Raw genomic sequence first — 24,878 nt, 5'->3', positions numbered from 1 at the left:
GCCGCGCCGGAAAGTGGCGCCGCGCCCCTCGGGTTCGGGCTGTCAGGCCCCGGCGATCTCGTGACGGACGATGGTCTGCTCGCGGCCGGGGCCCACGCCGATCGCGGACATGCGGGCGCCGGAGAGCTCCTCGACACGCTCCACGTAGGCGCGGGCGTTGGCAGGCAGCTCGTCGAAGGAGCGGCAGTGGCTGATGTCCTCCCACCAGCCGGGGAGCTCCTCGTAGATGGGCACCGCGTGGTGCACGTCGGTCTGCGTCATCGGCATCTCGTCGTGCCGGAACCCGTCGATCTCGTAGGCCACGCACACCGGGATCGATTCCAGACCGGAGAGCACGTCCAGCTTGGTCAGGAAGAAGTCGGTGATGCCGTTGACCCGCGCGGCGTACCGCGCGATGACCGAGTCGAACCAGCCGGTGCGCCGGGACCGGCCGGTGGTGACCCCGTGCTCGCCGCCGGTCTTGCGCAGCCGCTCGCCGAGCTCGTCGTGCAGCTCGGTGGGGAACGGCCCCGAACCGACCCGCGTGGTGTAAGCCTTCACGATGCCGAGCACCGTGCTCAACCTGCCCGGCCCGATGCCGGCACCCGCGCACGCACCGCCCACCGTGGGGTTCGAGGAGGTGACGAACGGGTACGTGCCGTGGTCCACGTCCAGCAGCGTGCCCTGTGAACCCTCCAGCAGCACCGACTCGCCCCGGTCCATCGCGCGGTGCAGCTCCAGCCGGGTGTCGGCGATGCGGTGGGCGAACTTCTCGCCGGCCTCGAGCACCTCGTCGACCACCTGCTCCGGGTCGAGCGCCTTGCGGTTGTAGACCTTCACCAGGATCTGGTTCTTGACTTCGAGGGCGGCCTCGACCTTCTGCCGCAGGATCTTCTCGTCGAGCAGGTCCTGCACCCGCACCCCGACGCGCGCGACTTTGTCCTGGTAGCAGGGCCCGATGCCACGGCCCGTTGTGCCGATCTTGCGCGAACCGAGGTAGCGCTCGGTGACTTTGTCGATGGCCACGTGGTACGGCATGATCAGGTGCGCGTCCGCCGAGATCAGCAGCCCCGAGGTGTCCACCTCCCGCTCCTCGAGACCGGCCAGCTCGTCAAGCAACACCCCGGGGTCCACCACGACGCCGTTGCCGATCACGTTGGTGATTCCGGGCGTCAAGATCCCCGACGGGATCAGGTGCAACGCGAAGTTCTGACCGTCCGGCAACACCACCGTGTGGCCTGCGTTGTTGCCCCCCTGGTACCGCACGACCCACTGCACGCGATCGCCGAGCAGGTCGGTGGCTTTGCCCTTCCCCTCGTCGCCCCACTGGGCGCCGATGAGCACGATGGCGGGCATGTCACACTCCAGGTTGATCGACGGCAGGATGTACGCACCGAGCATATGGCACGCGCGGGCCGATACGGCCGATGTCCGAGGGTAACGGAGGTAGGTGGCGTGCGGGGAGCAGTGATCGCATGCGGGAGACGCATCCCACGGCTACCCGGAGTGGACGAGAGCCGCATCACGCACGTACCGCACCGGCCGGGTAAGGCCGACATCGACGCGCTGCTCGCCTCGGCGGCCGAGCACGCCGCCGAGGCGCCTGCCGAGCGCACCGGCGCCGACGTGATCGTCGCGGGCACCGACGCCGACCTCGCCGCCGTCGCGCTCCGGCTGCTGCGCACGGACCGCTTGGCTGCGGTGTCGTTGGGGTACGTGCCGACCGAGTCCCGGTCCGCGGTCGCCGCGCTGTGGCGGCTGCCCACCCGGCCCGAGCGGGCATTGCAGCTCGCCTGGCACGGGGAGATCGATCGGGTCCCGCTGATCAGGGACGACGTCGGCGGCGTGCTGGTCGGCAGCGGGGTCCTGACGAAGGTGCGCGGTGTCGGGTACTGCGATGACACGGTCGCGCTGCGGGGCATGGCGCGGCGGATCCACGCCGAACCGGACAATTCGGGTGGGGCAGGCCTGGTGGTGCACGTGACCGGCGGCCTGCTCGGCAGGCGGCGTAGGACCTTCACCGGGCGGGCGTTCCAGCTGGGATGCGACCCCCTGGCCCCGGTGGTGGACGGGACCCCGCATCCCCGCGAGATCACCCGATGGTGCTGGTACCGCCACACCGAGGACCTCCGGCTGGTCCGCGGCGTGGTCTGACGGCGGGGTCGCGAGCTGAAGGACTCCTCCGGTACCGGCTATAGCAACTATCGCGAGGTGCAGATGGTGACCGCAGCGTGGCTGTTCACTATCGAGCGAGCATAGGGGTGATCCATGACTGTCGACGCCGACACGTTCCTGTGCGGCCCCCTGGCCTGCGGGGTCTTGCTCGCCGCCCGTGACGCGGGGTATACGGCAGCGGACGTGGTGGAACCGGCGGTGTCGTTCTCGCTGGTGGTCGCGGCCCGGGCCGCGATCGACCCGTGGGACGGCGACTTCGAGTCGGCCGTCGCCGAGGTACTGGCGCAACGCGCCTCCCTCCGCTCCTTCGCGCGGGAGGTGCTGGCGCAGCCCGGCGTGTCCTGGTGGCTGTCACCCGTCGCGCGCGGCTCGCAGGTGCACGGGCACGGCGCTACAACCGGACCGACCACCACCCTCGGCAGCAGTGTCTACGCGCAGTCGCCGCGGCACGCGACGGTGACGTCCACCCGGGTCGGCGGCGACACGTGCCACGATGCGATCACCGCCCACCATCTCGGCGACGGCGAACCCGATCCGTCTCCGACACGCACGCTGCTCCACGCCGACCACGGAGCGCGGGTGTTCGAGATCAACTCCGCGGAGTCGTGGCACCAGTTGGCGCATCGCTACCCGCTGGCAGACGCGACACCGCAGCGGGAACGTGGGGGGCTGGCACCGGACTGGAACGCGGTCGCACGGGACTGGGACGGTGTCCACCTCTCGCTGTTCGGCTACCTGGCCGCCACGCATGTGCCACTCGGCAACGGCGACGACACCACCGTGCTGTGGACCTGGGACGGCGAGCAAACATGCTGGCTGCGCGATGTCCTGACACCGGCGGACACTGTACCGGCGGCCTCGGACGCTGACCGCATGCCGCCAGCCCGGCTTCGGCTACGGTCCCTCGACCACGCGAGGGACGAGACCGTACACAGTCGCCGGCTCAGGCGCTCGGATCGATGACGCGGGGATAGTCCGGGGCGCCGTGGCGGCCGGTCACGACAGCCCGGTGGCGGTCCTGGCCTCGGGGTCGGAGTCGTCCAGTAGCTGCACGCACCGCTGGTACTCGTCGATCTCGCCGACATGGTGGGCGGCCCGTGCCAGCGCCGCCACCGACCGCAGGAACCCCTGGTTCGGCCGGTGCTGCCACGGCACGGGGCCATGGCCCTTCCAGCCTGACTTGCGGAGGTGGTCGAGCCCGCGGTGGTAGCCGGTCCTGGCGTAGGCGTATGCCGCCACGTGCTCCCCGGCCTCCAGCGACCGCTCAGCCAGCGCCGCCCAGGCCTCGCTGAAATCGGGATGCTCGGCGGCCACTTCGGCGGGCGAGGTGTCGGCATCCATCGCGGCCTGCGCGTCGGGGCGGTCGGGAAGCAAGGTGGGCTCGGGACCGAGCAGGTTGGATTGGGTCATGGTGCCTTTCTGTATGACAGCAGTCGGGGCGCGAGCGGATCACCCCGGTGGCCGCTGGTGGGAGCAGTACCCCGGGGAGGCTCACCAGGCGCTTCAGAGGAGCATGGTCACGACCACGCTGGCCGTCGACAGCACCAGTGCCGCCGCAAGTACCCCGGCGACCAGTCGCTTCGGCATCATCGCGGAAATTCTCCCCTCCGGGTCGTTCCCGTTTCGTACGGCGCCGGGATGTGGCCCGGCAGTGGCCCCACCCCGACGCCACGAGCTTGCGGTCAGCTCAACTTCTTACCGGCCGACTTGAGGTCCTCGGCCGCCTTGACGACACGCTCGGCCATCGAGCCCTCGGCCTGCTTGAGGTAGCTGCGCGGGTCGTAGGTCTTCTTGTTGCCGACCTCGCCGTCGACCTTGAGCACGCCATCGTAGTTGCGGAAGAAGTGGTCGGCGATGGCGCGGGAGTAAGCGTACTGGGTGTCGGTGTCGACGTTCATCTTGATGACGCCGTAGGAAACCGCCTCGTGGATCTCCGAGAGCAGCGAGCCGGACCCGCCGTGGAACACCAGCTCGAACGGCTTGGACCCGGCGGGCAGGCCGAGTTTCTCGGCGGCGACCTCCTGGCCGCGCTTGAGGATCTCGGGCCGGAGCTTGACGTTGCCCGGTTTGTAGACACCGTGCACGTTGCCGAAGGTGGCGGCGAGCATGTAGCGACCCTTCTCGCCAGCGCCCAGCTCCTCGACGGTGCGGACGAAGTCGCCCTCGGCGGTGTAGAGCTTCTCGTTGATGTCGTTGGCGACGCCGTCCTCTTCACCACCGACGACGCCGATCTCCACCTCGAGAATGATCTTGGCGGCCTTGGCCTTTTCCAACAGCTCGGCGCCGATCCGCAGGTTCTCCTCCAGATCGATGGCCGAACCGTCCCACATGTGGGACTGGAACAGCGGGTTCTGACCGCGGTTGACGCGCTCCTGGCTGATCTCAAGCAGCGGTCGGACGAAGCCGTCCAGCTTGTCCTCCGGGCAGTGGTCGGTGTGCAGCGCGATGTTGACCGGGTACTTCTCGGCGACGATGTGGGCGTACTCGGCCAGCGCCGTCGCGCCGGTGACCATGTCCTTGACCTTCTGGCCGGAGGCGAACTCGGCGCCGCCGGTGGAGACCTGGACGATGCCGTCACTTTCGGCCTCGGCGAACCCCCTGATCGCCGCATTGAGGGTTTCCGAGGAGGTGACGTTGATGGCCGGGTAGGCGAACTCCTGCGCTTTCGCGCGGTCGAGCATCTCGTTGTATACCTCGGGCGTGGCGATGGGCATCGTTGCTCCTCCTCGCGGCTGGACTGTGGTGCAGCGAGCACCGCATGCACTGCGGCACTGGGGTCTCTGGTTGCCATCCTACGAAGCCGCCACGATCGTGACACCGCCCGTATCGGCAGGAGCGGCAAGCAAGCCAGTCGTGAACTCGAGTAACAGTTACCTGTGGTTATATTACTTCGAGTAAGTTATGCTGCTGTGCTACAGCGGCCGTTCCGCATCGCTCATCAGCTGGAGGCACCATGCCGTTCAACCCGCTCGCCGCGCTGCGGCGACCAGGCTCCGTCGAGGGCAAGGTCGTACTGATCACCGGAGCCGCGCGCGGCATCGGCGCGGGACTGGCCGAACGCTTCGCCGCCCGCGGCGCGAAGGTCGCTCTCGTCGGACTGGAACCCGAGGAGCAACAGGCGGTGGCCGACCGCATCGGACCTAATGCCGCTTCGTGGACGGCCGATGTCACCAGCTGGGACGATCTCGAGCAGGCCACGGCTGGTGTGGTGGAACGCTTCGGCGGGATCGATATCGTCGTGGCGAACGCAGGCATCGCGACCACGGGCTTCGCTCGTTCGATCGATGTGAGCGCCTTCGAGAAGGTGATCGAGGTCGACCTGCTCGGGGTGTGGCGAACCTTCCGCGTGGCAATGCCGCATGTGCTCAAGCGCGAGGGGTACCTGCTGACGGTGTCCTCGCTGGCCGCGATCACCCACGCCCCCGGGATGGCGAACTACGCCGCGGCCAAGGCCGGGGTCGAGGCGCTGTCCAACAGCATGCGCGCCGAGCTGGCCCACCTCGGGGTGAAGGTCGGGGTGGCACACCCGACCTGGATCAAGACCGACCTGGTGGACAGCGCCGACGCGCACCCGGTGTTCGGCAAGCTGCGCGCGGGTATGCCCGGGCTGCTCGGCAAGACCTACCCGCTGGAGGTCGCGCTGGATCACCTGGAACGTGGCATCCTGCGGCGGGCACGGACGATCCACGTCCCGCGCTGGGTGGGTGCGCTGAAGCTGATCCGCTCCTTCCTACCGCCGGTCATCGAGCTCGGCGGGCGGTTCCAGGGCGTGCCCGAAGCCGATCGCGAGGCCCTTGAGGACATCGCTCGCCGCGGCGCCACCGAGGCCGCGATCACCGGCCACGGCGGCCGCGCCGCGACGCTCCGCGACTCGACCCGGTAACCTCGCACCAAACGTTTGCTCGGGTGGGGGAGCTGAACGTGACGTTCAGCTCCCCCACCCGAGACGGAAAGCGCGTCGGTGTCGAGGAGGCCGCATGTCCCGCCGTGACCAGATTCGGATGAGCCCACCCGAGGTCCGTGATTTCCTCACAGAACAACGGGTGATCAACGTCGCCACGATGGGACCGAACGGTAGGCCACACCTGACGCCGTTGTGGTACGTGCCGAAGGACGGCGACGGTGACGACGGTGTGCGCATCGAGACGTGGACCTACGGCAAGTCCCAGAAGGTGGCCAACCTGCGCAGGCTGGCGCAGGCCACACTGCTGGTCGAGTCAGGCAAGGACTACGAGGAGCTCCGTGGGGTGTCGATGGAAACCGACGTCGAGCTCATCGACGATGACGACCGGGCGCTGGCCATCGGTGCCGACCTGATGCGCCGCTACACCCTCGGCGGCCCCGAGGCCGAGATCGGCGAGGACTTTCTCGAGATACTGCGGGTACAGGCGACCAAACGCACCGGCCTGGTGTTCACCCCGACGAAAATCATCAGCTGGGACCACAGCAAGCTCGGCGGCGCCTACTGACGCGCGGGTTGCGAGCCGAAGGGGTCCTTGAGTACATATCGTGCACCGAAGTGGCCCTTCGGCTCGCACACCATCACGGCACCCAGGAACCGAGCACGGGCTTGTACTCGCGGATCGAGCGGTGCGCGATCGCGTCCTCGGTGTAGTACGGGTCGGTGTCGATCACGGCGTGCAGATCGTCCAAGTCATCGGCCTGCACCAGCATGATGCCGCCCGAGTCGTCGGCCAGCGGGCCCGCCACCGCCACCCGGCCCTGCTCGGCCAGCTCGCGCACGAACTCCCGGTGCCTCGGACGCACCTCGGCCAGCTTGTCCTGCACGTACTGGATCTCGACCAAGTACCACGCCATTGACGCCTCCCTGCGGAACTTCGGTGTGCGCCGTGACGGTACCGCGCCGGATCTCCCGTGCGGTTGCGAGCCGAAGGGCCCCTTCGGCTCGCAACCGCCACCCCCGAACGTGGTGCCGTCCGCGCAACCAGCTCCGGGCGCGTAGCGCCAGCTCCTGCAGGCGGTGCGGGCGGGGCGGGAGAGGGGCGGGATGGCGGCGCAACCGCTAGGCTGGGTCGGGTGCAGGAGCGTAGTGCGGAACGGTCCGTGGAGCGAACACTCGGGCATCTGCGCGCGATCGACGCCCCCGATCCGCACGCGGAGCCCGCCGGGCCGCTCACACTCGAGGACCTGTACCGGAAGCACCGCATGCAGCTCGTGCGGCTGGCGGTGCTGCTGGTGGACGACCAGGGCGTCGCCGAGGACGTGGTGCAGGAATCCTTCGCCGGGCTGTACCGGAGGTGGTCGCAGCTGCGCGACTCCGCGGCCGCGCTGGGCTACCTGCGCTCGGCAGTGGTCAACCGATCCCGCAGCGTGCTGCGCAAACGCAAGACCGCGCGAGAGTACGTGGCGCCCCACGGGGTGACCTCGCGCTCGGCGGAGAGCATCGCGATGCTCAGCAGCGAGCATCAGGCCGTGGTCGACGCGCTCGCCGCCCTACCGCGCAGGCAACGCGAGGTGCTGGTGCTGCGCTACTACGGTGGGCTGTCCGAAGCGGAGATCTCCGAAGCCACCGGCATCTCCCGAGGTACCGTCAAGTCCACGGCTAGCCGCGCCCTCGAGGCGTTGCAGCGGACCATGCAGCAGAACACGACCTGACCACACCCCATGTCCGAATCCCCGCACGAACGCGAGTCCCTGGTAAGCGAGGCGCTGCAGGCACACGCCGAACGAGCGACCTACGGTCCGGAGCCCGCAGCGACGCCCGACCAGCGACGCAAGGTCGGCATCCTTGTGGCGCTGCTGATCTGCGGCGCGTTCGGCCTGCTCAGCGGAGTCGTCGCGGCACTGATCACCCTGCTGTGACGGATTCCCCCGCGGTGGCGGGTTCCCGCAGGGAGAACATCGAGTTCGGGTTGAACAGGTTGTGCGGGTCGAGCGCCGCCTTGATCTGCCGGTGCACCCGCATCCCGACCGGTCCGATCTCCCGCTCCAGCCAGTCCTGCTTGATCTTGCCGATGCCGTGCTCGCCGGTGACGGTGCCACCCAGCGACAGGCCGACGGTGAGGATGTCGTCGAACGCCCGGTGCGCGCGGGCGGTCTCGTCCGGGTCCGCAGGGTCGTACACGATCGTTGGGTGCATGTTCCCGTCACCCGCGTGACCCACCACGGCGACGCGCAGCCCGACCTCCTCGCTGATCCGCTGGCACCCGGAAATCAGTTCGGCGATCCGGGTGCGCGGCACGGCGACGTCGTCGGTGAGCCAGGTGCCGTACATCTCCAGCGCCGTCAACACCACCCGTCGCGCCTCAAGCAGCATGTTGCCCTCGGCGAGGTCGTCGGTCGAGTACGTCATGGTGGCGCCTGCGTCGGCACACATCTGCTCGAGTGCGGTGATCTCACGGCGCGCCACCTCGCCGCCGGAGTCGGTCTGGCACAGCAGCAACGCCTGACAGTCGTCACCGGTCCCCAAGTCGGTGCGCAGGTAGTCCTCGGCGGCGGCGATGGAGGAGGCATCCATAATCTCCATCAGCGAGGGCACCAACCCTTCACCGACGATGCGGCGCACTGCGTCTCCGGCGGCCTCGGTGCCTGCGAAGCTGGCGACGAGCGTGCTCGGTGCCTGCGGCAGCGGGCGCAGGCTCACCGTGGCCTGGGTGATCACGCCGAGGGTGCCCTCGCTGCCGATGAACAGCTTCGCGAGGTCGTAGCCCGCCACGCCCTTCACCGTGCGGCGGCCGGTGCGCAGCAGCGAGCCGTCGGCGAGCACCACCTCCAGCCCCAGCACCGAGTCGGTGGTGACGCCGTACTTCACGCAGCACAGCCCACCCGCGTTGGTTGCGAGGTTACCGCCGATCGTGCACCAGTCGTAGCTGGACGGGTCGGGCGGGTAGAACAGGCCGCGCTTGCTGACGGACTCCCGGAAGTCGAGGTTGACCACCCCGGGCTGTACCACGGCGAGCCGGTTCGCGGCGTCGATCTCCACGATCTCGTTGAGCCGGGTGGTGACCAACACGACGCAACCGTCGATGGCGTTGGCGGCCCCGGTCAGCCCGCTGCCCGCGCCGCGCGGCACGATCGGCACTCCGGTGTCGGCGCAGGCCCGCACGCAGGCTTGCACGCCCTCGACGTCGCGGGGCATGACGACCGCGAGCGGCTGTCCCGACGGGGCCAGCGGCATCATGTCGCGCGAGTAGCTACCCATCACATCGTCGTCGGTCATCACGGCGTCGGTACCGACGTCGGCCCGCAACCGCTCCAGCAGCTCGGTGGTCATGCCTCCACGGTAGTGGCAGCTGCGCGGCGCGTCTGCATCACATTCGCCGCGATCAGCGCACTCGCGACGATCACGGCACCGACGACCATGAGCCCGATGGTGGCGGCCACGTCACCGGTCGGAGCGAGCAGCGTACGCTCCTCGGCCTCCCACGGCTGCCATGGCCACAGCGCGCGCAGCGAACCGGCCATCAGACCGGTCATCACCACCAGCGTGACGTGGTGGTGATGTTCCAGCAGCCACTGCAGCAACTTCACGAACAGCGCCAGACCGACGAACGCGCCGAACGCGAACGTGGCCAGGTACGCCACGTCGCCGTCGTTCACGGCGTTCAACGTCGCGGTGTACAGCCCGAAGGTCAGCAGCAGGAACGAGCCGGACACCCCGGGCAGCACCAGAGCGCTGACCGCCACTGCCGCGGCGAGCACCACGATCAGCGGGTTCGGTCTCACCTCGGTCGGCGGCAGCCCGGTGAGCACGAACGCCGCCGCGCCCACCGCCAGCGCCAGCAGGTAGTGCACCGGCGACCAGCGCCTGCCGGAGCCGCGGTAGGGCACCCACAGCCCGGCCAGCACGAGCCCGAAGAACACCGCGTAGGCGTACTGCGGGTGGTTCTCCACCGCGGGCGCGAGTAGCCGGGCGGCGAGCACGATGGCCACCGCCATCCCGGCGAGCGCGGCGAGCACCACCGGCCAGTCCGCCCTGCGGAACTCCGCGCCCGCCCGCGCGGCGCCCCTGCCTCGCGCCAGGTCTGTCGCGGTGATTCTCAGCCCGCTGACCACATGCCCGGCGGAGATGATCAGGCGGTCGTAGATGCCCACGATCAGCGCGACCGTCCCGCCGGAAACGCCGGGAACCACTTCGGCGGTGCCGATAAGGCCGCCTCGGAACGCGTTGAACAAGTGAGTGCCCGCGGATTTCGCCACGCGCCCAGCCTACGACCCGCCCCGTGAGGCGCCGGAGCGTCCCGCCTCCTTCAGGACGCGGGCACCGGCGCGTCGGCGGCCAGCAGGCCGTCCCGCCGGAGGGCGTCCCAGAACTCCGGGGGAATGGTGGCGCGGGAGGCCGCGACGTCCTCGCCGATGCGGGTCGGCCGTGAGGCGCCGGGAATCACCGCGGCCACAGCGGGATGGGCCAGTGGGAACTGCAACGCGGCCGCTTTGAGGTCCACATCGTACCGAGCGGCGATGGCCCTGAGGCGTTCCACGGTGTCCAGCACCTCGCGGGAGGCCTCCTGGTACTCGAAGTGCCTGCCGCCCGCGAGCACGCCGGAACTGTACGGCCCGCCGATCACCAGTTCGGCGCCCTGTTCGGTGGCGGTGGGCAGCAGGCGCTGTAGGGCGCGGGCGTGGTCGAGGAGGGTGTAGCGCCCGGCGAGCAGGAAACCGTCGGGCTGCGGTTCGTCCAGTTCCAGCGTCAGCTCGCACGGTTCGACCCGGTTGACGCCAAGGCCCCATGCGCCGATGACTCCCTCCTCCCGTAACCGGGTCAGTGCCCGGAACGCGCCGGTCCGCGCGGTTTCGAACACGTGCAGCCAGTTGTCGCCGTGGAAGTCCTGCGCCACGTCGTGTACCCAGACGACGTCCAGCCGGTCGGTCCCCAGCCGCTTGAGGCTGTCCTCGATCGAACGGAGGGCACCGTCAGCGGTGTAGTCGTCGAGCACCTTGTTGGGGCGCCCTTCGGCGAACAGCCCGTCCTTGCTCTCGGTCTCGTCCAGCACCAGCCTGCCTACCTTGGTGCTGAGCACGTAGTCGGTGCGCGGCCGCTCCGACAGGACCGCGCCGAGCCGGATCTCGGAAAGCCCGGCCCCGTAGAACGGGGCAGTGTCGAAGTACCGCACGCCCTCATACCATGCCGCCTCGACGGTGGCGGCGGCTTCGTCCTCGCTGATCGCACGGAACATGTTGCCCAGCGGTGCGGTGCCGAATCCCAGTGTTCCCGGTAGCAGCGACGTGATACGCACAGCTCTCCTTGTCGTGGTCTCCTGTGGTTGCTGTCGGCACGTGCCCGGCCGGCTCTCGCGTGCACGCCAGGCTTTCCGCTGGCCATGCTAGGTGCGGCCGGGCGTCTACGCTCCCGGTCGCGTCATGTGCCACACCCGATGGCGTGACGGCAACGTGGTGCATATACTTGTATCGCTCAACTAGTTGTTGAGGACAAGAAGCTTTCTGGACGAGGACGACGCCATGGCATCGACAGCGCAACAGGCCTCCAACCACGAGGACCTCGACACCGCCGATGCGCTGGGTACCCAGCTCATCCGGTTCGTGCGGCTGCTGAACCGGGCCACGGCGCAGCTGGCCAAGGCGCAACCCGACGGCATCGAGCAGGGCACCTTCGCCATCCTGGGCACGCTGGTACGTTCCGGGCCGCAACGCACCTCGGCGCTGGCAGAGCTGCTTCACACCGAGATCTCCACGGTGAGCAGGCAGACCGGCGTGCTGGTGCAGCACGGGCTGCTCCAACGGCAGGCCGATCCCGACGACGGCCGCGCCTGCCTGCTGGCTCCGACTGACAAGGGATTGCGGGTCTACGAGGGGGCGCGAGCGGCACGGAACCGGTGGCTCGCCGCCACGGTTCGCGAGTGGGATCCGGCCGATGTCGAGCATCTGATCAGGCTGCTCGACCGGCTGAACTCCGACCTGCTCGACAACGATCTCAACGCGGTGCCGCTGGTCGACGGCGCCGACAGGCCCGCTACTAGCGGAGAGGCAGGCGGGGGTAACGACCGGTGACCACGACCCATTCCCGCCAGGATGGTGGCGCGCACGAAGCCTGGTACTCGCCGCTGAGCCACAAGCAGATCTTGACCGTGCTGTCCGGCCTGCTCATGGGCATGTTCATGGCGGCGCTGGACAGCACCATCCTGTCCACTGCCATCCGAGTGATCGCCGACGACTTGCAGGGTCTGAGCATGCAGGCCTGGGCGACGACCGCGTACCTGATCGCGGCCACGATCGCCACCCCTATCTACGGCAAGCTCTCCGACATCTACGGCCGCAAGCCGCTGTTCCTGATCGCCATCCTCATCTTCCTGACCGGCTCGCTTGCCTGCATGCTCGCCCAGTCCATGTACAGCCTGGCCGCTTTCCGTGCGGTGCAGGGGCTCGGCGGCGGCGGGCTCATGTCGCTGTCGATCACGATCATCGGCGACATCGTGGCGCCGCGCCAGCGTGCCCGGTACCAGGGCTACATCGTGGCCATGTTCGCACTGGCCAGCGTGCTCGGTCCGGTGCTCGGCGGGTTGTTCGCGGGCATCGACAGCATCGCGGGCGTCGACGGCTGGCGGTGGGTGTTCGGCATCAACCTCCCTATCGGGGTCATCGCGCTGTTCGTGGTGTTCAAGGTGCTCAACGTGCCCCACACCCGGCAACAGCACCGTATCGACTGGCGCGGCGCGGCGAGCCTCGCCAGCGCGGTGTTCCCGCTGCTGCTCGTCGCCGAGCAGGGGCGCGTGTGGGGCTGGGATTCGGCTCCGGCGATCGCCTGCTACATCATCACCGTCACCGGTATAGCGCTGTTCATCCGGACTGAGCTGCGGATGGGCGACGCCGCGCTGATCCCGATGCGGTTGTTCCGCAACTCCACGTTCAGTGTGGCCATCGTCGGCAGCACCCTGGTGGGCGTCGGGATGTTCGGGTCCGTCTCACTCATCCCGCAGTACCTGCAAATCGTGCACGGTTACAGCCCCACCCAGGCCGGGTTGCTCGCGGTACCGATGATGGCCGGGATCATGACAGGCACTCTCATCACCGGTCGGGTCATCGCGGCGACCGGCCGGTACAAGGTGTTGCCGGTGACCGGCACGGCGACGATCGCGGTCGGATCGTTGCTGTTCGCGCAGGTGAGTTGGGACAGTCCGCTGTGGCACCCGCTGGTGGCGATGGCGACCATCGGGCTCGGGCTGGGCGGATGCCTGCAGACGCTGGTGATCACCGCGCAGAACGCCGGACCTCGTTCGGACATGGGCGTATCCACGGCCTCGGCCACGTTCTTCCGGCAGATCGGGGGCACGCTCGGCGTGGCGGTGTTCCTGTCGATCCTGTTCAGCACGCTCACCCGCAACATCCACGACGCTGCGGCGAGCCTGGGGATCGCACCCGAGGATCTGGCCAACGGACAGGCCGACATCATGCGGGATTCCTCGTTCCTGAAAGATCTGCCGCTCGCCGAGGCACAGCCGTACCTGATGGGTTTCTCCACCTCGGTCAGCCTGGTGTTCTACGTCGCGGCAGGTGTCGCATTCCTGGCGTTCACGTTGCTTCTCTTCCTGCGCGAGTTGCCACTAGCTGACGCGAACAACCCCCGCGACGCGGGCGCGAACAGTACAGTCGATCAGTAATGACGCTGGCGACCGTGGAGTACTCCGACATGGGTTTCGACCTGCTCGCCGGGGTGGGCACGGTCATGCTGTGGCTGATCGTGCTCAGCTTCATCTACGTGCAGTGCGGGCTGGTCATCGGGTTGGTGCTGCCTGGGGGAACGCTGCTGTTCCCTGCCGGGGTCGTGCTCGCCCAGCAGGGCGCCGACGTGCAGGTGTGGCTGCTGGCCGCGGCGACCACCGTGGCGGCCTTCGCGGGTAACCTCACCGGGTACGTGATCGGTCACAAGGCGGGCGCGATGGTGTCCGCTCGGCGAGGTGGCACCGTAGTGCGCCGGGATCGGCTGGAACGCACCCGCGCCTTCCTTGACCGCAACGGCATCGTCGCGGTGATCGTCGCGCGGTGGGTGCCGTGGGCCGGTCCGCTCATCCCACCGATCGCTGGTGCCGCAGGCATGGACCGCAGGCGGTTCGCGTTGGGTAGCGCCCTCGCGGCCCTGCTGTGGGTTCCGGTGGTGCTGCTCGCCGGCTACTACGCGGCGGGCCTGCTCCGGCTGGTGCCCGGCTGGCTGGAGGCGACGGCGGTGTGGGTGATGATCGCCCTGGTCGCGGTGGGCACGGTCGCGGGCGTGTGGCGCTACCTCGTCGAGATGCGCAGGCCCGCCGAACCCCTCGACGTGGCGGACAGCGAGGGCGTACGGGGCAACGTCACTCCGACCGGGGCCACAGGCCAGCATTCCCCCGACGGGGCGTGACGCGCGGTGCCCCGGCTGTCGGGGGCCGGTGCGATGATGCCGGGGTGTACAACGAGCGGCGATCGATCGTGCCGGGCGCGGTGGTGTGGTGCAGCGCCACCTCCGGCCCGTTGGACGTGCTGCCCGACGGGTGTATGGACCTGATCTGGATGAAGGGCGAGCTCGTCCTCGCCGGTCCGGACTCGCGACCGTACCGGGAGCATGCCCGCGCGGGCGAACGGTACACCGGACTACGCTTCCCGCCGGGGATGTTGCCGCGACTGCTGGCGGTACCGGCGAACGAGCTGCGCGACAGCCGGGAGGCGCTGCGCGACGTCGCGGCCACGGATGCCGTGAAACGGCTCGTCGACCGCCTCGGCCACGGGGACGATCCGGCGGCCTGTCTGGAGTCCTTCGCCCTGGATCAACGCCACGCCCAGCCGGACGCCCGGACCTCGACAATCGTCCGATTGATCGCCAGCCACGAATCTGTGTCCACTGTGGCTGATCACGTGAACGTGAGTGAGCGTCAACTCCACCGCTGGAGCCTTCGCCTGTTCGGCTACGGCCCCAAGACGCTGGCGCGGATACTGCGCTTCCAGGCAGCACTTCGCCTGGCGAAGGCGGGGCATTCGGGAGCCGAGGTCGCGACACGGAGCGGGTACGCCGACCAGGCGCACCTGCTCCGCGAGACGCGGCAGCTGGCAGGCACCAGCTTCGCGCAGCTGACAGGCGCACGGGCCGTGGCCTGAGCCGTATCAGCCGGGGAGCGCGGCGAACATGTCCACCGGGTTCCCGTCGGGGTCGGTCACGGTCGCATAGCGCTGGCCCCAGAACGCATCCCACGGCGCGTGATGGCCCGGATAGCCAGCAGCCGTGAGCTCGGCGTACGCGCGATCCACCTCGGCCGGTGTCCCGCAGTCGAAGGCCAGCGCCGCACGATGCCCACCGGATGGAGGTGTCCACCCGGGATCGATGGTGCGCACGGTGGCCATCGAGTCCCACATCAACCGCACCCCGCCTGCCACGGTGACCTCGACGTGCTCCTCGGCGTCCGCCTCGGCGGGGATGTCGAACCCGAGCAACCGGTAGAACGCGAGTGTTTCCTTCATGTCGCCTGCGATCAACCCGACCGCACTGAACCTCATCGTCATGTGTCGAGGCTAAGCGCCGTGACGGAGGATCACCTTGAACGAATCGGACACCTCGCACTCCCCCGGTGAGCGGCGTTCGGCAACCGCTGCACCCCAGCTTTCTCGCCGTTTCTTGACGCGACGCCAGCAGCACGGCCTAGGCTGAATCCACCCAGCCAGCCATCCCCGCGAGGTGATCCATGCGTACCGCCCACGTGACCTGCCCGCTCTGTGAAGCCACCTGTGGCTTGGACGTCACCGTCGACGGTGACACGGTCACCGAAGTACGCGGCGACGGGAAGGACGTGTTCTCGCGTGGCTACATCTGCCCGAAGGGTGCCTCGCTCGGCGCGCTGCACCACGACCCCGACCGGCTGACCTCCCCGCTGGTGCGCCGAGGCGGCGAGCTCGTCGAGGCCACCTGGGACGAGGCCTTCGCCGAGATCGACGCCCGGCTGCGCCCGATCCTGGAGCAGCACGGGCCGGACGCGGTGGCCGTCTACGCGGGCAACCCGGCGGTGCACAACATCTCCACCGCGCTGTACGGCCCTCCGCTGTACCGGGCACTCGGCACGAAGAACTTCTACACCGCAGGCACCGTGGATCAGATCCCGAAGCACTTCTCCTCCGGCTACCTGTTCGGCAACGCCTTCACGATCCCGGTCCCGGATATCGACCGCACCCAGCACCTGCTCGTGCTCGGCGCGAACCCGCTGGTGTCGAACGGCAGCCTGATGACCGCCCCGGACGTCCGGCGGCGGCTGCGCGGTATCCGTGAACGCGGCGGCAAGCTGGTGGTGATCGACCCGCGCCGCACACGCACGGCCGCCGTTGCCGACGAGCACCACACGATCCGGCCGGGCACCGACGCGCTGCTACTGTTCGCGCTGGCGAACGTGCTGTTCGACGAGGGTCTCGCACGGCCAGGCGCGCTCGCCGCACACACCAGCGGGCTGGATGAGGTGCGCGAGCTGGCGGCGCCGTTCACGCCGGAGGCCGTGGCCGGGCCGACCGGCATCGACGCGGGCGAGATCCGCCGCATGGCCCGCGAGCTCGCCAGGGCCGAGTGCGCGGCGGTCTACGGCCGGATCGGCACCACCACGCAGGCCTTCGGCACGCTGGCGAGCTGGCTGGTGGACGTGCTCAACGTGCTCACCGGAAACCTGGACCGGCCGGGCGGGGCGATGTTCACCGCCCCGGCGGCGGCGCTGCCTGCCAGCAGCAGGCCGTTCCGGCACGGCCGCTGGCACACGCGGGTGCGTGGGCTACCCGAAGTGTTCGGCGAGGTGCCGGTGGCCACGCTGGCCGACGAGATCCTCACCCCCGGCGAGGGGCAGGTACGGGCGCTGCTGACGGTGAGCGGCAACCCGTGCCTGAGCACGCCGAACGCCGAGCGGCTCGCGGGCGCGCTGCCTGAACTGGACTTCATGGTGTCGCTGGATGTCTACGTCAACGAAACCACCCGGCACGCCGACGTGATCCTGCCAGGACCGACGCCGCTGGAACGGCCGCACTACGACGTGGCGCTGTACCAGCTCGCGGTCCGCAACGTGGCGAACTGGAGCCCGGCGGCGCTGGAGCCCGAGCTGCCGCAGGAGTGGCAGACGATGCTGCGGCTGACCGGCATCGTCACCGGGCAGGGACCTGACGCCGACATCGCCGCGCTCGACGAGTTCGTGGCTGGCGAGGTCGCCAAGCGCAAGGGCATCGATCTCGCCGAGGTCACCGACCGCTCGGGCCCGGAACGGATCATCGACATCCTGCTGCGCTCGGGGCCGTACGGGCTGACGCTCGCCGACCTGGAAGACGCCCCGCACGGTGTGGATCTCGGGCCGCTTCAGCCACGCATCCCCGAGGTGTTGACCACCGCCTCCGGACGGATCGAGTTCGCCCCGGAGGCGATCACCAGGGATGTGCCGCGGCTGGCTGCGGAGCTGACCCGGCACCGCAACGGCGGCATGGTGCTGATCGGCAGGCGCCATCTGAGCTCGAACAACTCGTGGATGCACAACCTGGAGCCGCTGGTGCGCGGCAGCAACCGGTGCACCGCGCACGTGCACCCGACCGACGCGAGGCGGTTGGGGCTGGTCGACGGCGGGCTCGCCACCATCGCCTCCCGCGCGGGTGCGGTCGAGGCCCAGGTGGAGGTGACCGAGGACGTCGCGCCGGGCGTGGTCAGCATGCCGCACGGCTGGGGCCACGGGGTGGACGGTGTGCGCACCGAGGTGGCCGCCGCCCATCCCGGCGTGAACTCGAACGTGCTCGCCGACGAACAGCTGCTGGACGAGCTGTCCGGCACGGCCGTGCTCAACGGCATCCCGATCGAGGTGGCGCCTGCGGGGTGAGCCGAAGGGCTCCTCGGGTACCTGTCCTGTACCGAAGGGGCCCTTCGGCTCGCCTACCCGGAACCGTCACAGGCTCCGGAGCACGGATACGACGATGCCGAGCACTACAGCGTTGTCGCCGTCGATGACCTCGTAATCGGGGTTGCGAGGTTCGAGGTAGACGTGGCCGTGGCGGCGGCGGAACACCTTGACGGTGGCCTCGTCGTCGATCAACGCGGCGACGGTCTGGCCCGAATGTGCCTCGGGCTGCTGGCGGACCACGACCATGTCACCGTCGTGGATCCCGGCGTCGATCATCGAGTCGCCGCGTACGCGCAGCCCGAAGACGTTGCCCCGACCGGTCAGATCGCGCGGCAACGTGAGGATGTCGTCCACGTGCTCGTCGGCGGCAATGGGCGATCCCGCCGCGATATCGCCGACCACCGGCACGGTCACCGCATCGTCGGAGGCCTCACGTGTGGTGGTGTCCTGCAGGAACATGCGCACGTCGATCGGCCGGGAGACGGTGGAGCTGCGCCGGAGGAATCCCCGCTCCTCAAGGTCCTTCAGGTGCTTCGACACCGACGACGAGGACCGCAGCCCGACCGCGTCACCGATCTGCCGCGTGCTCGGCGAGTACCCGTACCGGACTACCCAATCCCGGATCGCGGCCAGGATCTGCCGCTGACGGGGCGGCAGCGTCGAGGTGTCCGGGAGGTCGGCGAGGTCGAGATCGTCGTAGGCAGTCACGCGCGGAATGGTAGAGGTCACCGCGCCCCGCTGGACCGCCGGGATGGCACAGCCCCCATCTCGATCACGAGACTGCTTTCCCGGAACCAGGAGGTCGGTGTCGAATTCAGCGGTGCGCCGTAGCAGGGCACGGCCGCCTGCGGCCAGCGCCTGGCACCACCGCGCGGCGTGTCCGACAGCTCCGCGAGATCACCAGCGGCCCGTGCCATCCGTAGTGACGACGCCTCGCCCCGCGCCGACCGGATCGTTCCGAAAAAATCCGTCGACCGTGTCGATCGGCGCCTGCGCGGTTCGACCTTGGGGTGACAGGATCAGAGATTGATTCGGACACCGAAGGAGCAGCGCAATGCCGAAGTACATGATGATCATGCGGGCCACCGATGAGACCCACGCCGCCTACGAGGGCGTCGACTTCAACGAGATCATCGAGCAGATGGGCCGGTACAACGAATCCATGATGAACGCCGGTGTCCTGGTCGCCGGGGAAGGTCTGGCCGAACCCACCGACGGCGTCGTCGTCGACTATTCAGGGGATACTCCGGTCGTCACGGACGGCCCCTACGGCGAGACCAAGGAGCTGTTCAACGGGTTCTGGATCATCCAGGTCGGCTCGCTCGAGGAGGCCACCGAGTGGGCGAAGCGGGCCCCGATGCAGGGGCCAGGGAGCAAGATGGAGGTACGCCGGGTGCACGAGGTGGACGACTTCCCGGCGGACAACGAGTGGATCCAGAAGGAGAAGGAGTGGCGCAAGCAGCTGGGGACCAGCTGACGCGCAGCTGCCATGCGTGATGCCCAGGAGGCGACCGACGCCGCGCGGCGGTCCGTGGAGGCGGTCTGGCGGATCGAGTCCTCCCGGATCGTCGCGGCGTTGGCGCGCTACACGAACGACTTCGCCCTCGCCGAGGACGTCGCCCAAGAGGCGCTGGCCGAGGCGCTGGTGGCCTGGCCGCGCGACGGGCAGCCGCGCGACCCGCTGGCGTGGTTACTGTCCGTTGGCCGGCGCCGCGCGATCGACACCTATCGCAGGCGCAACTCGCAGGACGGCGCGTACGCCGTAATCGCGGGGGATACCGGCGCCGACGACCTGCCGGACTCCGACCCGGACCTGCTGTGGGATCCGGATCGGATCGAGGACGACCAGCTCGCGTTGATCTTCACCGCCTGCCACCCGGTCCTGTCCAAGGAAGCCCGCGTCGCCCTCACACTGCGGGTGGTCAGCGGGTTGACCAGCGACCAGATCGCCCGCGCGTTCCTCATCCCGCTCCCCACGCTGCAAGCGAGGATCACGCGGGCGAAGAAGACGCTGGCGGCGTCGCGTGTCGACTTCGCACTGCCACCGGTCGAGGATCGCGGGGAGCGCCTCGGATCAGTGCTCAACGTCCTGTACCTGATCTTCACAGAGGGTTCGACCGGGTCGACGGGAGCCGAGTGGATACGCGCCGACCTGGCCCGCGAGGCAATCCGGCTAGCCCGGATGCTGATGCAGCTGGTGCCCGGCGAACCGGAGGCGCATGGCCTGCTCGCGCTGATGGAGCTGACTGCCGCGCGCTTCCCGGCTCGCACCGGCGCCAACGGGGAGCCGGTTCTCCTCGCCGACCAGGACCGCGGCCGTTGGGACCGGTCGGCGATCAGACGCGGCCGGGCCGCGTTGGCGTCCGCGACCTCCACCGGCCGTGGCCTCGGGCCGTACGGCTTGCAGGCCGCGATCGCCGAATGTCACGCAACCGCCTCCTCGGTGGACGAGACCGATTGGGAGCGCATCTGCGTGCTGTACGAAGCGCTCGGACGGATCGCGCCCTCGCCGATCGTCGAGCTCAACCGTGCCGTCGCTGTCTCGATGGCGTACGGCGCCGAGCGGGCCCTCCCGATGGTCGACGAGCTGGCCGCGACGGATGCACTCAGTGGCTCCTACCTGGTCCCGAGCGTCCGAGGAGAGCTGCTCGCCCGACTCGGTCGCAACGACGAGGCCCAGCACGAGTTCCGGCTGGCGGCCAACCGCTGCGGTAACGAGAAGGAGCGCGGCGTGCTCGAACAGAAAGCCGCCGCCCTCGACTGATCCCGCGACGTCGGGATCGACGCCGCAGATCGTCCGTGCCGAGGGGAACGCGGCGGAACCGCCGGGACGGCCAGCACGTCGCAGGGAAAGGCGTGGCCGACTGTCACCGTTCGCATCGACGTCGCTACGCCTAGCACGCGATGTGGGTAACGTGGCGGTCTGGCCGTCGTACTGTTGAGGGAGTGGGGTTGATGGGTGGCGCGCTTCGGAGTCGTCTAACCGTGGTGTCCTCGCTGGTCACAGGAGTGGCGTTGCTGCTTGCGGCTTGCTCGTCGGATGCGACGGCACCGGAGCCGGACGATGCCGACCAGGACGCGACGCATGCGGAGCAGGAACAGGATCCGGAGTTCGAGGTGTTCGAGCCGCCCACCACGTTCGACGAGGACGCCGAAGTCACGATCGAGGAAGCGTTGCCGGATCCTTACGTCACCGGGCACAGCGTGACGGCGGCGCACTTCTATGAACTCGGCGAAGGCGACGACGTCGTCTACTACTCGAACACCGACGGGTTACGCGCGCACAGCGTCGTGCGGGACACCGAACTGTGGGAAGTCCCGACCGAGAACGCCGTGACAGAGGCGCAGTACGGTACCGGGGTCGCGCTCGGTGAAATCGATGGGGAGCCGGTGGTCGCCGGATCGTTCGTCACCACGACGCCCGGCGAAGGAACCATCGCGGACCAGTACCACCTGGAGACCATCGCGGTCGACGCCCAGACCGGAGATGTGCGCTGGCACGTTGTACAGGATCGTGACGGCACTCGGAGCGTGCCCGTCTTGGTGGCCGGTGTCTCCGATGCGGGCGTCGTCGTCACCTACGGCGGAACCCACGGCCTGGATCCGGCCGACGGCAGCACGCGGTGGACCGACGAGGATACGACCTCCTACGGCATGGATGGAGGACTGGTCCTCGGACGCGACCGTATGGGCCGTGCTGATGTCGCCACCACCCGAGTGGTCACGGCTGACACCGGTGAGGAGCAGTGGCGAACCGACGGGCTGCCCCATGCGTGGCTCGCCGGCGAGGGCAGGCTCCTGGTAACGCATTCCTACGGCAGCGACGGCGGGGCACGCGGGGAGGTTCTGGATATGGCCACCGGAGCCGTCCAGCACGAGTTCCCCGCGCCCGAGGTGAGTGGCAACACGCAAGGAGTCACGTTCCAGTGCGCTGCCGATCACCAGGACCTCGTCGCGTGCTGGGTGCGCGGCCGCGGCCATCTGACCGCCTATGACCTCGACAGCGGAGAGAACCTCTGGACCCTGTCACCGGAGGCTACGCCCGACCGGAACGCGCCGAACGACGCCGACATGGCGCTCTGGCACGGCGCCCTGTACAGCGACCTGAGCGTGCTCGACCTGCGGGATGGCACCGATATGGAGCTGGAGCCAGGCGTCAAGCCGCATGCCACGAACGGCGTCATCGGGATCCGAATCGAGAGGGAGAATCTGGCGGCGTACCCCGCCATCGGATGAGCGGAGCGCGTAACGCGGAACCGCCGGGACAGCTGGCACGTCGCAGGGTAGGCCCACTCGGTCGAGGCGGTCCGACCGCTGCATCAACTGGTGAGGAACAGCTCATGCGTAGCGCACTTCAGAATCATCGAACCGCCGTGTTATCGCTGGCCGCAGGGGTCGCAATGCTGCTAGCGGCCTGCTCGTCGGACACGGCGACACCGGAGCAGGAAGCCACCGACGAGGACGCCACTCCAGCGGAGCGAACACCAGAGCAAGAGCCGGAGTTCGAGTTGTTCGAACCGCCGACCAAGTTCGATGAAGACGCCGAGGTCACGATCGAGGGCGTGCTGCCGGATCCCCGCTACATGGGCGGCGGCGCGACGGTGGCGCACTTCTACGAGCTCGGCGAAGGCGACGACGTCATCTACTACTCGAACAGCGACGGGTTGCGCGCCCACAGTGCCGTGCGGGACACCGAGCTGTGGAAAGTCCCGACCGAGAATGCCGTCACGCAGACGAAAAACGGAAACGGTGTCGCGCTCGGTGAGATCGATGGGGAGCCGGTGGTCGCCGGATCGTTCGTCACCATGACTCCGGGTGAAGGAACCGTCGCGACCCAGTACCACCTGGAGGTCATCGCGGTCGACGCCCACACCGGGGATACGCGCTGGCATGTCGTTGATGATCTGGCCAAGCGCCGCTTGGTGACCACGGCCGTGGCCGGTGTCTCCGATGCGGGCGTCGTTGTCGGCTTCGACGGCACCTACGGGCTGGATCCGGCCGACGGCAGCACGCGGTGGACCGATGAGGACATGACTCCCTACTTCATGGACGGCGGTCTGGTTCTCGGGCGCAATCGCAGTGCGGACCCCGAGGAGGACATGACCCGGGTGGTCGCGGCCGACACCGGGGAGGAGCGGTGGCGGAGCAACGAACTGTCCGGTACTCAACCGGCAGGCGAGGGCAGGCTCCTGGTGTCGCATTCCTACGGCAGCGACGGTGGGCCCCGCGGGGAGGTTCTGGACATGGCCACCGGAACCGTCGAACACGAGTTTGCCGCGCCCGAGGTGAGCGGCAATATGCAAGGAACGACGTTCCGCTGCGCTGCCGATCACCAGGACATCGCGATCTGCTGGGTCCGGAAGCACGGTCACTTGGCGGCCTACGATCTGGACAGCGGAGAGAGCCTCTGGTCCATGTCCCCGCAGGCCACTCCCGACCGGCGCGTGCCGACCAGCACCGACTCCGGTTTCGCGCTCTGGCACGGCGCGCTGTACAGCGAGTTCGGCGTGCTCGACCTGCGGGACGGCACCGACATGGAGCTGGAACCGGGCATCAAGCCGCATGCCACGAACGGCGTCATCGGGGTCCGCATGGAGAACCGGAGCTTGTCGGCGTACCCCGCCATCGGGTGAGCGGGACGGCCCCCGCAGCCGCGCGAGCCGTACCTACCTGGGGCGTACCGGTTCAGCTGGTGCCATGGTGCTCCGGTGGCGTCACTCCCGCCGGTGAGCCGCGCAGAAGGCGCGCCAGGCGGTGGCGTCGAGGGTCAGGATTCCGCTGTCGGGCGCCTTGGAGTCGCGCACCGCCGTGACCCGCTCGGTCACCGCGACCTCGACGCAGTTGCCGTCGCCATCGCTGTGGCTGCTGGTGCGCCACCCGAAGGCGACCTCGACACAGTTGTGGTCGGCACCGCTGTAGCTGCTGGTGCGCCAGCTGGCGCGGGAAAGATCCGGGGCGTTCATGGTCGGCTCCTCGCACTAGGTCAACTCGCCTGCGAGCTCGGCAACGAGCCGGGCCGACTCCTCCGGCGGCAGCGCCACGGCCCGTAGCCCTCGCCACGTCAGCCTAGCGCGCTGGATGACCGGTTCCTCCTCCAGCAGCCCGCTGATCGACCGCGCGTCGAAGGACACCAGGGTCGGTTGGTCGTCGAAGTCGAGCATCGTCAGCGATCCATCCAGTCCGGGATGCTGTTCGGTGGCGAACGGCACCACCCGGAGCTCGACCTTCGGCCGCTGCACCATGCCGAGCAGGTGCTGGAGCTGCCCGTACATCACCCCGGCCCCGCCGACCGGGCGGCGCAGCACCATCTCGTCCACGATCACGCTCAGCGTCGGTCCCCGGTACTTGGACAGCACGGCCTGCCGGGACATCCGCGCAGTCACCATCGCGTCCACCTCGTCCTCGGACAACATGGGGTTGCCGGTGCGGATCACCGTGCGGGCGTAGTCCCCGGTCTGCAACAACCCCGGGATCAGCAGCGACTCGTAGTTGTACAGCGCCACCGCCTCGTTCTCCGCGCGGATCAGGTCCTTCAGCGGGTCGGGGAGTTTGCCACCGATGTGGACCAGGTTGCGCTGCGCGCCGTTGCGCACCAGGGTCAGCAGCTCCTCCCGCTGCTTGGTTGGAACATGCAGCACCCCCAGCACGGCGGCGACATCGTCCACATGGAGCCCGCGGATCCCGGTCTCCATGCGGCTGATCTTACTGATCGAGCAACCCAGCGCGTCGGCCACGTCCTGGCAGGTCAACCCCTGTTCCTCCCGCATCCTGCGGAGCTCGGCCGACACCCGCCGCTGCCGGATCGACGAACGCTTCCCTCCAGACATGCGCACACCCTCCGTGGTTGTCACGGCGGCAAGGAAGTCCCCTCACCCGATCGGACAGTTGCTTGCACGAGCGGAGCACGGCGACCGTAGCTGGGCACACCGACAACGG

Annotated in this window: 26 protein-coding genes; 15 read left to right on the top strand and 11 right to left on the bottom strand. The window is 68.9% G+C overall.

The features are described 5' to 3' along the window. Positions 1-42: 42 nt before the first annotated feature. Complete coding sequence (locus tag F8178_RS01580; RefSeq protein WP_317492764.1) at positions 43-1,335, bottom strand: adenylosuccinate synthase; 1,293 nt, start codon at positions 1,333-1,335, stop codon at positions 43-45. 99 nt (positions 1,336-1,434) lie between these two features. On the opposite strand from F8178_RS01580, the gene F8178_RS01575 reads away from it, so the two are divergent. Together F8178_RS01575 and F8178_RS01570 are read left to right on the top strand one after the other, a co-directional pair. Then, positions 1,435-2,133 (top strand): hypothetical protein, encoded by a 699-nt coding sequence (locus tag F8178_RS01575; protein WP_396344951.1) that lies wholly within the window; start codon positions 1,435-1,437, stop codon positions 2,131-2,133. Positions 2,134-2,247: 114 nt separating this feature from the next. After that, positions 2,248-3,117, top strand: coding sequence for a hypothetical protein (locus F8178_RS01570; protein WP_317492763.1), 870 nt, complete (start codon positions 2,248-2,250; stop codon positions 3,115-3,117). Positions 3,118-3,150: 33 nt separating this feature from the next. Here the strand turns inward: F8178_RS01570 and F8178_RS01565 are convergent, their stop codons facing one another. Together F8178_RS01565 and fbaA are read right to left on the bottom strand one after the other, a co-directional pair. Next, positions 3,151-3,564 (bottom strand): DUF3151 domain-containing protein, encoded by a 414-nt coding sequence (locus F8178_RS01565; RefSeq protein ID WP_317492762.1) that lies wholly within the window; start codon positions 3,562-3,564, stop codon positions 3,151-3,153. A gap of 272 nt (positions 3,565-3,836) precedes the next feature. After that, a complete protein-coding gene (gene fbaA / locus F8178_RS01560) occupies positions 3,837-4,868 on the bottom strand; it encodes a class II fructose-bisphosphate aldolase (RefSeq protein WP_317492761.1) in 1,032 nt (343 codons plus the stop codon). Between the two features lie 239 nt (positions 4,869-5,107). Between fbaA and F8178_RS01555 the strand changes: the two genes are divergently transcribed. Together F8178_RS01555 and F8178_RS01550 are read left to right on the top strand one after the other, a co-directional pair. Next, positions 5,108-6,037 carry an SDR family oxidoreductase gene (locus F8178_RS01555; RefSeq protein WP_317492760.1) on the top strand — a complete coding sequence of 310 codons (930 nt, stop codon included), beginning with the start codon at positions 5,108-5,110 and terminating at the stop codon, positions 6,035-6,037. A 94-nt stretch (positions 6,038-6,131) separates the two neighbouring features. Next, positions 6,132-6,623, top strand: coding sequence for a pyridoxamine 5'-phosphate oxidase family protein (locus tag F8178_RS01550; protein WP_317492759.1), 492 nt, complete (start codon positions 6,132-6,134; stop codon positions 6,621-6,623). Between the two features lie 73 nt (positions 6,624-6,696). On the opposite strand, the gene F8178_RS01545 is transcribed toward F8178_RS01550, so the two are convergent. Next, entirely contained in the window at positions 6,697-6,972 is a 276-nt protein-coding gene (locus F8178_RS01545) for a YciI family protein (protein ID WP_317492758.1), read from the bottom strand. A gap of 219 nt (positions 6,973-7,191) precedes the next feature. Between F8178_RS01545 and F8178_RS01540 the strand changes: the two genes are divergently transcribed. Together F8178_RS01540 and F8178_RS01535 are read left to right on the top strand one after the other, a co-directional pair. After that, positions 7,192-7,770, top strand: coding sequence for a SigE family RNA polymerase sigma factor (locus F8178_RS01540; protein ID WP_317492757.1), 579 nt, complete (start codon positions 7,192-7,194; stop codon positions 7,768-7,770). Between the two features lie 9 nt (positions 7,771-7,779). After that, on the top strand, positions 7,780-7,977 hold the full coding sequence (locus tag F8178_RS01535; protein ID WP_317492756.1) for a hypothetical protein: 198 nt from the start codon (positions 7,780-7,782) through the stop codon (positions 7,975-7,977). Here the strand turns inward: F8178_RS01535 and F8178_RS01530 are convergent. From F8178_RS01530 to F8178_RS01520, 3 genes are read right to left on the bottom strand one after another with little or no spacing between them, the layout of a single operon-like run. Further along, entirely contained in the window at positions 7,964-9,388 is a 1,425-nt protein-coding gene (locus F8178_RS01530) for an FAD-linked oxidase C-terminal domain-containing protein (RefSeq protein WP_317492755.1), read from the bottom strand. The two genes, F8178_RS01535 and F8178_RS01530, sit on opposite strands and share 14 nt — an antisense overlap. Beyond that, the gene (locus F8178_RS01525) at positions 9,385-10,314 is read right to left on the bottom strand and encodes a DUF368 domain-containing protein (protein WP_317492754.1); all 930 of its coding nucleotides are present in this window, start codon (positions 10,312-10,314) and stop codon (positions 9,385-9,387) included. The genes F8178_RS01530 and F8178_RS01525 overlap by 4 nt, the downstream gene beginning before the upstream one ends. Before the next feature lie 50 nt (positions 10,315-10,364). Further along, positions 10,365-11,351: an aldo/keto reductase gene (locus F8178_RS01520; RefSeq protein ID WP_317492753.1), complete on the bottom strand. Its 987-nt coding sequence runs from the start codon at positions 11,349-11,351 to the stop codon at positions 10,365-10,367. Positions 11,352-11,574: 223 nt separating this feature from the next. Between F8178_RS01520 and F8178_RS01515 the strand changes: the two genes are divergently transcribed. Genes F8178_RS01515 through F8178_RS01500 form a run of 4 tightly spaced genes read left to right on the top strand, consistent with a single transcriptional unit; the run spans position 11,575 to position 15,195 of the window. Further along, positions 11,575-12,123, top strand: coding sequence for a MarR family transcriptional regulator (locus F8178_RS01515; RefSeq protein ID WP_317492752.1), 549 nt, complete (start codon positions 11,575-11,577; stop codon positions 12,121-12,123). Continuing rightward, complete coding sequence (locus F8178_RS01510) at positions 12,120-13,730, top strand: MDR family MFS transporter (RefSeq protein WP_317492751.1); 1,611 nt, start codon at positions 12,120-12,122, stop codon at positions 13,728-13,730. The genes F8178_RS01515 and F8178_RS01510 overlap by 4 nt, the downstream gene beginning before the upstream one ends. Further along, a complete protein-coding gene (locus F8178_RS01505; protein ID WP_317492750.1) occupies positions 13,730-14,464 on the top strand; it encodes a DedA family protein in 735 nt (244 codons plus the stop codon). Before F8178_RS01510 ends, F8178_RS01505 begins: the two co-directional genes overlap by 1 nt. A gap of 44 nt (positions 14,465-14,508) precedes the next feature. Continuing rightward, positions 14,509-15,195: a helix-turn-helix domain-containing protein gene (locus F8178_RS01500; protein WP_317492749.1), complete on the top strand. Its 687-nt coding sequence runs from the start codon at positions 14,509-14,511 to the stop codon at positions 15,193-15,195. Positions 15,196-15,201: 6 nt separating this feature from the next. Here the strand turns inward: F8178_RS01500 and F8178_RS01495 are convergent, their stop codons facing one another. Beyond that, positions 15,202-15,597, bottom strand: a complete 396-nt coding sequence (locus tag F8178_RS01495; protein ID WP_317492748.1) for a VOC family protein — start codon at positions 15,595-15,597, stop codon at positions 15,202-15,204. Between the two features lie 179 nt (positions 15,598-15,776). On the opposite strand from F8178_RS01495, the gene F8178_RS01490 reads away from it, so the two are divergent. After that, positions 15,777-17,921, top strand: a complete 2,145-nt coding sequence (locus F8178_RS01490) for a molybdopterin-dependent oxidoreductase (protein ID WP_317492747.1) — start codon at positions 15,777-15,779, stop codon at positions 17,919-17,921. A 66-nt stretch (positions 17,922-17,987) separates the two neighbouring features. Here F8178_RS01490 and lexA read toward each other — a convergent pair whose 3' ends face one another. Continuing rightward, on the bottom strand, positions 17,988-18,650 hold the full coding sequence (gene lexA, locus F8178_RS01485; RefSeq protein WP_317492746.1) for a transcriptional repressor LexA: 663 nt from the start codon (positions 18,648-18,650) through the stop codon (positions 17,988-17,990). A 346-nt stretch (positions 18,651-18,996) separates the two neighbouring features. On the opposite strand from lexA, the gene F8178_RS01480 reads away from it, so the two are divergent. From F8178_RS01480 to F8178_RS01465, 4 genes are all read left to right on the top strand, one after another. Beyond that, on the top strand, positions 18,997-19,419 hold the full coding sequence (locus F8178_RS01480) for a YciI family protein (protein ID WP_317492745.1): 423 nt from the start codon (positions 18,997-18,999) through the stop codon (positions 19,417-19,419). 12 nt (positions 19,420-19,431) lie between these two features. Next, complete coding sequence (locus F8178_RS01475) at positions 19,432-20,706, top strand: RNA polymerase sigma factor (protein ID WP_317492744.1); 1,275 nt, start codon at positions 19,432-19,434, stop codon at positions 20,704-20,706. Positions 20,707-20,897: 191 nt separating this feature from the next. Beyond that, the gene (locus F8178_RS01470) at positions 20,898-22,178 is read left to right on the top strand and encodes a PQQ-binding-like beta-propeller repeat protein (protein ID WP_317492743.1); all 1,281 of its coding nucleotides are present in this window, start codon (positions 20,898-20,900) and stop codon (positions 22,176-22,178) included. Between the two features lie 104 nt (positions 22,179-22,282). Beyond that, on the top strand, positions 22,283-23,575 hold the full coding sequence (locus F8178_RS01465) for a PQQ-binding-like beta-propeller repeat protein (RefSeq protein WP_317492742.1): 1,293 nt from the start codon (positions 22,283-22,285) through the stop codon (positions 23,573-23,575). Positions 23,576-23,656: 81 nt separating this feature from the next. Here F8178_RS01465 and F8178_RS01460 read toward each other — a convergent pair whose 3' ends face one another. Beyond that, a complete protein-coding gene (locus F8178_RS01460) occupies positions 23,657-23,905 on the bottom strand; it encodes a DUF397 domain-containing protein (RefSeq protein ID WP_317492741.1) in 249 nt (82 codons plus the stop codon). Between the two features lie 15 nt (positions 23,906-23,920). Beyond that, entirely contained in the window at positions 23,921-24,769 is an 849-nt protein-coding gene (locus tag F8178_RS01455) for a helix-turn-helix transcriptional regulator (protein WP_317492740.1), read from the bottom strand. Between the last annotated feature and the right edge of the window lie 109 nt (positions 24,770-24,878).

Origin of the sequence: Haloechinothrix sp. LS1_15, assembly GCF_033042135.1 — a bacterium.
Classification (GTDB): Bacteria; Actinomycetota; Actinomycetes; order Mycobacteriales; family Pseudonocardiaceae; genus Haloechinothrix.
This window is presented reverse-complemented; position numbering and strand designations above follow the sequence as displayed.

Bases quoted from the DNA above. Each gene is read 5' to 3' on its own strand.
- F8178_RS01580 (WP_317492764.1), bottom strand. From the start codon at position 1,335: ATGCCCGCCATCGTGCTCATCGGCGCCCAGTGGGGCGACGAGGGGAAG.
- F8178_RS01570 (WP_317492763.1), top strand. From the start codon at position 2,248: ATGACTGTCGACGCCGACACGTTCCTGTGCGGCCCCCTGGCCTGCGGG.
- F8178_RS01565 (WP_317492762.1), bottom strand. From the start codon at position 3,564: ATGACCCAATCCAACCTGCTCGGTCCCGAGCCCACCTTGCTTCCCGAC.
- fbaA (WP_317492761.1), bottom strand. From the start codon at position 4,868: ATGCCCATCGCCACGCCCGAGGTATACAACGAGATGCTCGACCGCGCG.
- F8178_RS01555 (WP_317492760.1), top strand. From the start codon at position 5,108: ATGCCGTTCAACCCGCTCGCCGCGCTGCGGCGACCAGGCTCCGTCGAG.
- F8178_RS01550 (WP_317492759.1), top strand. From the start codon at position 6,132: ATGTCCCGCCGTGACCAGATTCGGATGAGCCCACCCGAGGTCCGTGAT.
- F8178_RS01545 (WP_317492758.1), bottom strand. From the start codon at position 6,972: ATGGCGTGGTACTTGGTCGAGATCCAGTACGTGCAGGACAAGCTGGCC.
- F8178_RS01535 (WP_317492756.1), top strand. From the start codon at position 7,780: ATGTCCGAATCCCCGCACGAACGCGAGTCCCTGGTAAGCGAGGCGCTG.
- F8178_RS01530 (WP_317492755.1), bottom strand. From the start codon at position 9,388: ATGACCACCGAGCTGCTGGAGCGGTTGCGGGCCGACGTCGGTACCGAC.
- F8178_RS01515 (WP_317492752.1), top strand. From the start codon at position 11,575: ATGGCATCGACAGCGCAACAGGCCTCCAACCACGAGGACCTCGACACC.
- F8178_RS01505 (WP_317492750.1), top strand. From the start codon at position 13,730: ATGACGCTGGCGACCGTGGAGTACTCCGACATGGGTTTCGACCTGCTC.
- F8178_RS01495 (WP_317492748.1), bottom strand. From the start codon at position 15,597: ATGACGATGAGGTTCAGTGCGGTCGGGTTGATCGCAGGCGACATGAAG.
- F8178_RS01490 (WP_317492747.1), top strand. From the start codon at position 15,777: ATGCGTACCGCCCACGTGACCTGCCCGCTCTGTGAAGCCACCTGTGGC.
- F8178_RS01480 (WP_317492745.1), top strand. From the start codon at position 18,997: ATGCCGAAGTACATGATGATCATGCGGGCCACCGATGAGACCCACGCC.
- F8178_RS01475 (WP_317492744.1), top strand. From the start codon at position 19,432: ATGCGTGATGCCCAGGAGGCGACCGACGCCGCGCGGCGGTCCGTGGAG.
- F8178_RS01470 (WP_317492743.1), top strand. From the start codon at position 20,898: ATGGGTGGCGCGCTTCGGAGTCGTCTAACCGTGGTGTCCTCGCTGGTC.
- F8178_RS01465 (WP_317492742.1), top strand. From the start codon at position 22,283: ATGCGTAGCGCACTTCAGAATCATCGAACCGCCGTGTTATCGCTGGCC.
- F8178_RS01460 (WP_317492741.1), bottom strand. From the start codon at position 23,905: ATGAACGCCCCGGATCTTTCCCGCGCCAGCTGGCGCACCAGCAGCTAC.
- F8178_RS01455 (WP_317492740.1), bottom strand. From the start codon at position 24,769: ATGTCTGGAGGGAAGCGTTCGTCGATCCGGCAGCGGCGGGTGTCGGCC.